Origin of the sequence: Albidovulum sp. (assembly GCF_049646345.1) — a bacterium.
Classification (GTDB): domain Bacteria; phylum Pseudomonadota; class Alphaproteobacteria; order Rhodobacterales; family Rhodobacteraceae; genus Albidovulum.
Genome location: NZ_JBARVQ010000071.1, coordinates 1 through 6,078, shown reverse-complemented (window position 1 = coordinate 6,078; position 6,078 = coordinate 1). Strand labels below are relative to the sequence as shown.

General features: G+C 63.5%; 8 protein-coding genes. 1 reads left to right on the top strand and 7 read right to left on the bottom strand.

Features of this window, described 5'->3' with window-relative positions; genetic code table 11:
• Together WBB85_RS01765 and WBB85_RS01760 are read right to left on the bottom strand one after the other, a co-directional pair.
• The coding region (locus WBB85_RS01765) for an enoyl-CoA hydratase/isomerase family protein (RefSeq protein ID WP_432636905.1) at positions 1-303 on the bottom strand (303 nt) is incomplete at its 3' end.
• Positions 304-401: 98 nt separating this feature from the next.
• Positions 402-725, bottom strand: a complete 324-nt coding sequence (locus WBB85_RS01760; protein ID WP_432636904.1) for a TraR/DksA family transcriptional regulator — start codon at positions 723-725, stop codon at positions 402-404.
• A 167-nt stretch (positions 726-892) separates the two neighbouring features.
• Here WBB85_RS01760 and WBB85_RS01755 point away from each other — a divergent pair, with 167 nt between their 5' ends.
• Complete coding sequence (locus WBB85_RS01755; protein WP_432636903.1) at positions 893-1,321, top strand: TIGR01244 family sulfur transferase; 429 nt, start codon at positions 893-895, stop codon at positions 1,319-1,321.
• A gap of 77 nt (positions 1,322-1,398) precedes the next feature.
• Here the strand turns inward: WBB85_RS01755 and WBB85_RS01750 are convergent, their stop codons facing one another.
• The 5 genes from WBB85_RS01750 to WBB85_RS01730 all read right to left on the bottom strand — a co-directional run bounded on the left by WBB85_RS01750 (position 1,399) and on the right by WBB85_RS01730 (position 5,917).
• A complete protein-coding gene (locus tag WBB85_RS01750) occupies positions 1,399-1,791 on the bottom strand; it encodes a FliM/FliN family flagellar motor C-terminal domain-containing protein (protein ID WP_432636902.1) in 393 nt (130 codons plus the stop codon).
• A 96-nt stretch (positions 1,792-1,887) separates the two neighbouring features.
• The gene (locus WBB85_RS01745; protein ID WP_432636901.1) at positions 1,888-2,478 is read right to left on the bottom strand and encodes a hypothetical protein; all 591 of its coding nucleotides are present in this window, start codon (positions 2,476-2,478) and stop codon (positions 1,888-1,890) included.
• A gap of 76 nt (positions 2,479-2,554) precedes the next feature.
• Positions 2,555-5,257, bottom strand: a complete 2,703-nt coding sequence (locus tag WBB85_RS01740) for an ATP-binding protein (RefSeq protein WP_432636906.1) — start codon at positions 5,255-5,257, stop codon at positions 2,555-2,557.
• 2 nt (positions 5,258-5,259) lie between these two features.
• Complete coding sequence (locus WBB85_RS01735; protein ID WP_432636900.1) at positions 5,260-5,520, bottom strand: hypothetical protein; 261 nt, start codon at positions 5,518-5,520, stop codon at positions 5,260-5,262.
• 28 nt (positions 5,521-5,548) lie between these two features.
• Positions 5,549-5,917, bottom strand: coding sequence for a response regulator transcription factor (locus WBB85_RS01730; protein ID WP_432636899.1), 369 nt, complete (start codon positions 5,915-5,917; stop codon positions 5,549-5,551).
• Positions 5,918-6,078: the final 161 nt, after the last annotated feature.

The following is a 6,078-nucleotide window of genomic DNA, read 5'->3' as shown; positions in this document are numbered from 1 at the left end:
GCCCAGAACCGTGCCGTGCAGGGCCGCAATGACCGGTTTCCGAGAGGCGGCAATCGCGGAGCAGAGTTCGGGCAAAAGCGGCTCTGCGGGCGGGCGTCCGAATTCACGGATATCTGCGCCAGCCGGCCATGTCCGCCCTGCGGCCTGAAGAAGAATGACGCGCACATCCGGGTCTGCTTCAGCTAAACGCAAGGCGGCATCAATACCTTGCCGCAGCCCCGCCCCCAACGCATTGACCGGCGGATTGTCGAGCGTGAGGGTCATCACCCCGTCCGCCGTTGTCACACGAACCAATTCGGCCATGCCAGCCTGCCCCCTTACGCTGCCAACGGCGCCAGTCTAGGGGACCAGATCGCAATGGCAATGCCCGTCGCCCGTCGCCCGTCGCAACATAACGCCGCTTATTTTCTCGGCGCGCAATTGCGGCAGAATGGCGTTGCGGGCAAGAGGTCCAGCCGTTCCTCGGCAATCCGCTCGCCGCATTGCACGCAATAGCCGTATTCCCCTTCATCGATCCGGGCGAGCGCCGCCTCGATCATCCGCAGTTCCGCCTGGGCCGACTGGCCAAGGTCCTCCAGAACCTCGTCGGCCTCGCGTTCCGTCGCCATTTCCTCCCAGTCCTTGGCTTCATGGCTGTCGAGTTCTTCGCCGATCCCGACGATGCGGGTCTTCAGGTCAGTCTGGCGGGCCAGAAGTTCGGCCTTGCGTTCGGCAACGGGTTTCATGCGGGTCTCCTTTCCCAATCCCCGATCACTTCTAATAAGGCTGGGGCGGAACGGGCCTTGATGCAAGTCAATCCTGCATAGGCGGACAGGTCGGGCGGCTCCGCTTTCCGCTTCCGTCCGCCGGGAAGCACCGCTATTGTCCGCGCGGTTCTTGCCTAGGAGAGATCATGGAGATCCGCCATCTGACCCCGGCCTATGCCGTCTCGCCACAGATCGCGCCCGAGGATGTGGCGGCAATCCGGGCTGCCGGGTTTGTCACCATCATCGACAACCGGCCCGACATGGAAATCCCGGCGGATCTGCACGGAGAACAGATGCGGGCAGCAGTGGAAGCTGCAGGCATGACATTCGTGATCAATCCCGTCATCGGCGGCGCGATCACGATGGAGGCCGTATCCGGGCAGCGCGCCGCCATCGACGCGGCGACAGGACCGGTGCTGGCCTATTGTGCGTCTGGCAACCGGTCTTCGATCGTCTGGGCATTGGCGCATGCGGACCGGATGCCGGTCGACGATCTGATCGCGACACCATCGCGCTGGGGCTACAACCTTGAACCCTTCCGCGCCGCCCTGGAACGTCTTGCCGCCGGAAGCTGATCCTGCAGACCCAAATTTTCTTCGAAAATTTGTCGATTTTTCTGCGAAAAATCGTTTCTTTTCATTCCGTTCCGGGCTCAGGATGAAACCGGTGCCTGCGCGGCAGGAATGGTCGCGTCACGCACCCTATTCTCCGCGGCACCAAACTTCGCATCTCCGCCGGTTTCATCGGGTGATGCTTTTGCTGCCGCCCCCTGGCCCGTTGCGATCTGCGGGATCTGAGGATCAATGTCCACTCTCTTCCCGTCGGGTGCGACAAGCAGTCTGACGGCAAGATTGCCGTTACACTGGCCGAGCTTGCCATAGGCAATGAACCGCCCCCGGCTTTCGATCCGAAGCTTCGTCAACACACCCGCCGAGAGCGGTACCAGCCCCCCCGGTTTCAGCGCCAGCACAGAGGATAGCGGCATCGACACCCGGTCGAGAACCGCCTGAACATGGGCCCGGGCCCCCATGACCACCTCTTCCATGCATCTGTGCCACTCAGCCGTAGCATCTGCGCTGACAATCGCCGTGCCGGCACCGCTTCCTTCAGTCGCGGATCGGACGGGCGGCGCGCCTTTTCCCTAGGATGGCAAGGCGAGCAGGAAGGCGCCCTGACGTGCCGTATCCTCGCCGAAATCGAGTGTGAGACGAAAGACGCGGTAACCTGTATCCTCCATCAGAAGCCCGAGCGGGCGCGCATCTTCCAGATATGAGGCGTAGCGAAAGCCCCCGGCCCAGATGATCGCGGCATCGGCGGCAAGCAGCACTTCAAGTTCGCCAAGAACGCGGTCAACAAAGGGCGCCGACATCGCCGCATCGGTCCGGGTCGGCCGACGCGCGGTCACGGTACCTGCGCTTATCTTCCCGGTTGTCTGCATCTCGATGAGGCTTGCCAGCACCTCGGGTGCCAGCACCATCAAACCAAGCCCCTCTTCCGGCCCTTCGAGCAGGGCCAGAAGCGCGCGGTCTGGCAGACATTCGATGACCTCAGCCAGCGACATCCGCCCTTCGCGGCCCGTCGCCATGCGCAGCGGCAGTTTCATCATGTCCTGCGCCGCCTTGGCCAATGCCTGACCCAGGGCTTTTTCGGGCGTGACAGCACCACCACCGAAATGGTTTCGCCCGGCTTCTGCCTTGCGTTTCAGAACCGTCTCTGATGCGTTCTCGCTCATGCCTCCGTCCCCGGGTGCCCCATGCGGGCTTCAGGTCAGACTAGGCCGCACAGGGTTACCAAAGCGTTGCGCCCGGCTACTCGGCCGCTTCCGCGCCCAATCGCGCCTCGGGCTTGACCGGTAGCGAGACCCGGAAGGCCGCACCGCCCTGCCCAGGCAGATAGGAAATCGTACCGCCCAAATTGCCCATGATCTCGCGGCAGATGGCAAGGCCGAGCCCCGCCCCGCCTGCACGCGCCGTATCGGTCAGGCGCGCGAATTTCTCGAAGATCAGCCGTTGCGAGGCCTTGGGAATGCCTGCGCCATTGTCGATGAAATCGATGATGATCCGCCCGCCCCTCCGGCGCGCATTGATCGCCAGTTCGGGCCGTTCGGCATCGCAGTACTTCCGGGCGTTCGAGACGAGGTTGATGAAGACCTGCACCAGACGGTCGGTATCGGTGATGACGGGAATGTGCTCTGCCGGGTAATCGCGGTGCAGGGTGAACGGCCGCTCGGGCCTTGTATTCGACGCAGCCTGCACCGCCTTTGAGATCAGGTCGTGAAGATTGGCGACCGTCACATCCAGCTTCACCTTGCGGTTTTCCAGCACTGAAAGGTCGAGCAGATCGTCCAGCAGCCGGGTCAGGCGGATCGTCTCGTCATGAATCACACCGGCATATTTCTTTTGCATCTCAGCGGGCAGATCAGGGTCCTTCAGGATCTCTGAAAAGGCCCGGATCGAGGTCATCGGCGTGCGCAATTCATGGCTGATCTGGCTGAGAAAGGCGTCCTTTTGGACGGACAGATCCTTCAGCTTGTCATTGGCCTCGGTCAATTGCCGCGCGGTGCGGGCCAGTTCTTCGGATTTGGCCTCAAGCTGGGTCGAATATTCAAGGATCTGCTGCGCCTCAGAGGCGACCGCCATCAGATCCTGCGCCGAGACCGCAGCACCCACAGCGAATTGGGCAATCATCGCATGGGCCGTTGCCGCGCCCACGGCACCGGCAAGGCGCCGCTCCAGTCGTTCGATGAAATCGGGCGTCGTGTCGGGCAGGAAGCCCGCTTTGCCCTGCGCATGCGCCTCGGCCTCAAAGAATCCCTGCGCCTCTTCGGCACCGAGAATGCCCTGTGCCACGGTCAGCAGGTCCTCGGCCTCGGCCCCGCCCCGGCTCCAGCCCCGCGCGCCGGGGTCATGATCGAAGACATTGACGAAGGCGAGGCCCTGCATGCGTTCGATCGGGCCGGGGAAGGTAAACAGCGAGACGCCGACAAAGGTGAAGGTGTTGAGCGCGAGCGACCAGAACAGCGCATGCAACAGGGGATCGAGCCCCTCGATGCCGAACAAAGCCTGTGGACGCAGCCAGCTGATCCCCAAAGGCCCCTCGGCCAGAAGTGCGGGCGAGAGCAACCCGCCCTCACCAAAGGAGGGCAGGTAGAGCGTATAAAGCCAGACAAGGAATCCGACCGTCAGGCCAAGCGCCGCACCGGTGCCCGTCGCCCCCCGCCAGAAAATACCGCCGAGCATTGCGGGCAAGATCTGCGCCACGCCGAGAAAGGCGATAAGGCCGATCGCGGCCAGTGCCGCCGAGCCGCCAGACAGCGTGTAATAGATATAGCCAAGCGCCAGAACGGCGGCGATGGAGATGCGCCGCGACATGAGAACCAGCCCCCGCACATCGCCCGGCGCGCGCGCACCGCCTTCGCGCAATGACAGCCAGAGCGGCATGACGACATGGTTCGACACCATCGTGGCCAGCGCGATGGCCGCGACAATGACCATCGACGTGGCCGAGGAAAATCCCCCCAGAAAGGCCAGCATCGCGAGTTTGCCCTGCCCTTCGGCCAACGGCAGCGTCAGGACAAAGAGGTCGGGATTCGCACCTGCGGGTAGCTCCGAGAGCCCCACGACGGCAATCGGCACGACGAAAAGGCTCATCAGCATCAGATAAAGCGGAAAGGCCCAGGAGGCGGTCGACAGGTGCCGTTCGTCCGAATTTTCGACGACCATGACCTGAAACATGCGCGGCAGGGTCAGGATGGCGGCCGCCGAAACGAAGGTGAGGCCGATCCAGCGGCCCGGTTGCAGCGGCCAGTCGGCGATGGGCGATGCCGCGATCCGCGCGGCAATGTCGCCCCAGCCATCGGCCACCCCCCAGACCACGAAAATGCCGACCGCAAGCAGCGCCACCAGCTTGACCACCGCTTCCAGCGCGATGGCCATGACCACACCGTGATGGCGTTCATTGGCGTCAAGGTTGCGGGTGCCGAAGAGAATGGTGAAGAGCGTGAGCCCCCCCGCGACCCATAGCGCCGTGGCGCTTTGATCGGGCAATGCCCAGCCCTCGGGCGTACCGCTGGCGAAGACGCCGAAGGAAAGCGTCACCGATTGCAGTTGCAGCGCAATATAGGGCGTGGCGGCAACCACGCAGATCACCGTGACGATGACGCCCAGCACATTGGACTTGCCGTAGCGCGAGGAGATGAGGTCGGCGATAGAGGTCACACGCTGGCTGCGGCCGATGCGCACCAGCTTGCGCAGGATCACCCACCAGCCGATCAGCACCAGCGTCGGTCCGAGATAGATGGTGAGGTATTCCAGCCCCGACCGCGCCGCATAGCCGACCGCACCGTAAAAGGTCCAGGCGGTGCAATAGATCGACAGCGACAGCGTGTAGACCATCGGCGAACGCAGCCAGCCGACCTTGCCGCGCTCGGCCCGCCGTTCGGCAACGAAGGCGACAAGGAAGAGAATCCCGACATAGACGAGACAAACCGCGACGAGGATGTTGAACGGCACCATCAGGGCTGCTCCTCATCCGGCGGTGCACCGACCGAAAGACGCCTGGCAAGGATGCAGGCGATGGCGATCAGGACCAGCCAGACGATAAAAAGATAGACCCCGCCGCTTGCGGTATCCGGTGCGGGGCTTTGGGCCGGTCGCCAGAGGATCGGCAAGAGGATCAGGAATAGCCCCAGCAGCGGCAGAAGCCGGGCCGCGTCCGCCATGCGGCGGCGGCGATAACTTTGCCGGGCAAGAAAACGCGGTTGCTTCATCGGCATGGCGCTGGCCCTTTGATATGCTGGCCCGTCATGCGGTCACCATCTGTCGCAAAGTGGCGACGATCTCTTCGTTGCCGAAAGGTTTGGACATGAAGCGCGAGGCACCCGCCTGTTCGATCTTGGCCCGGATCCCGGTCTGACCACGGGCGGACAGAACGAGAACCGGCAGCGCGGCCAGTGACGGATCGGCCCTGAGATCGGCGAGAATCTCATGGCCCGACCGGCCGGGCAATATCAGGTCGAGGATCAGGATATCGGGGGCGACATGCCGGATCACTTCAAGGGCATCGGCCCCGTCACCATGGCTCGTCACCATCCAGCCGTCACGGGTCAGAAGGAACCGGATCGCCTCGGCGATATGCGGCTCGTCCTCGATCAGGAGGACATGTCGTCCCATCTTCTGGTGTCCTCCCCATGGCCGTGCCGCCACATTGGCCCGACTATCGCCGATGCGGACCTTCCCTGTCAAAATCCGTTTGGCCCTGCGTGATCCAGCAGAGCGCGCGTGCCGCGCGCCGGTTTCCCATGTCGCGGTCTTCGCAGGGCGAAGACCGCTCC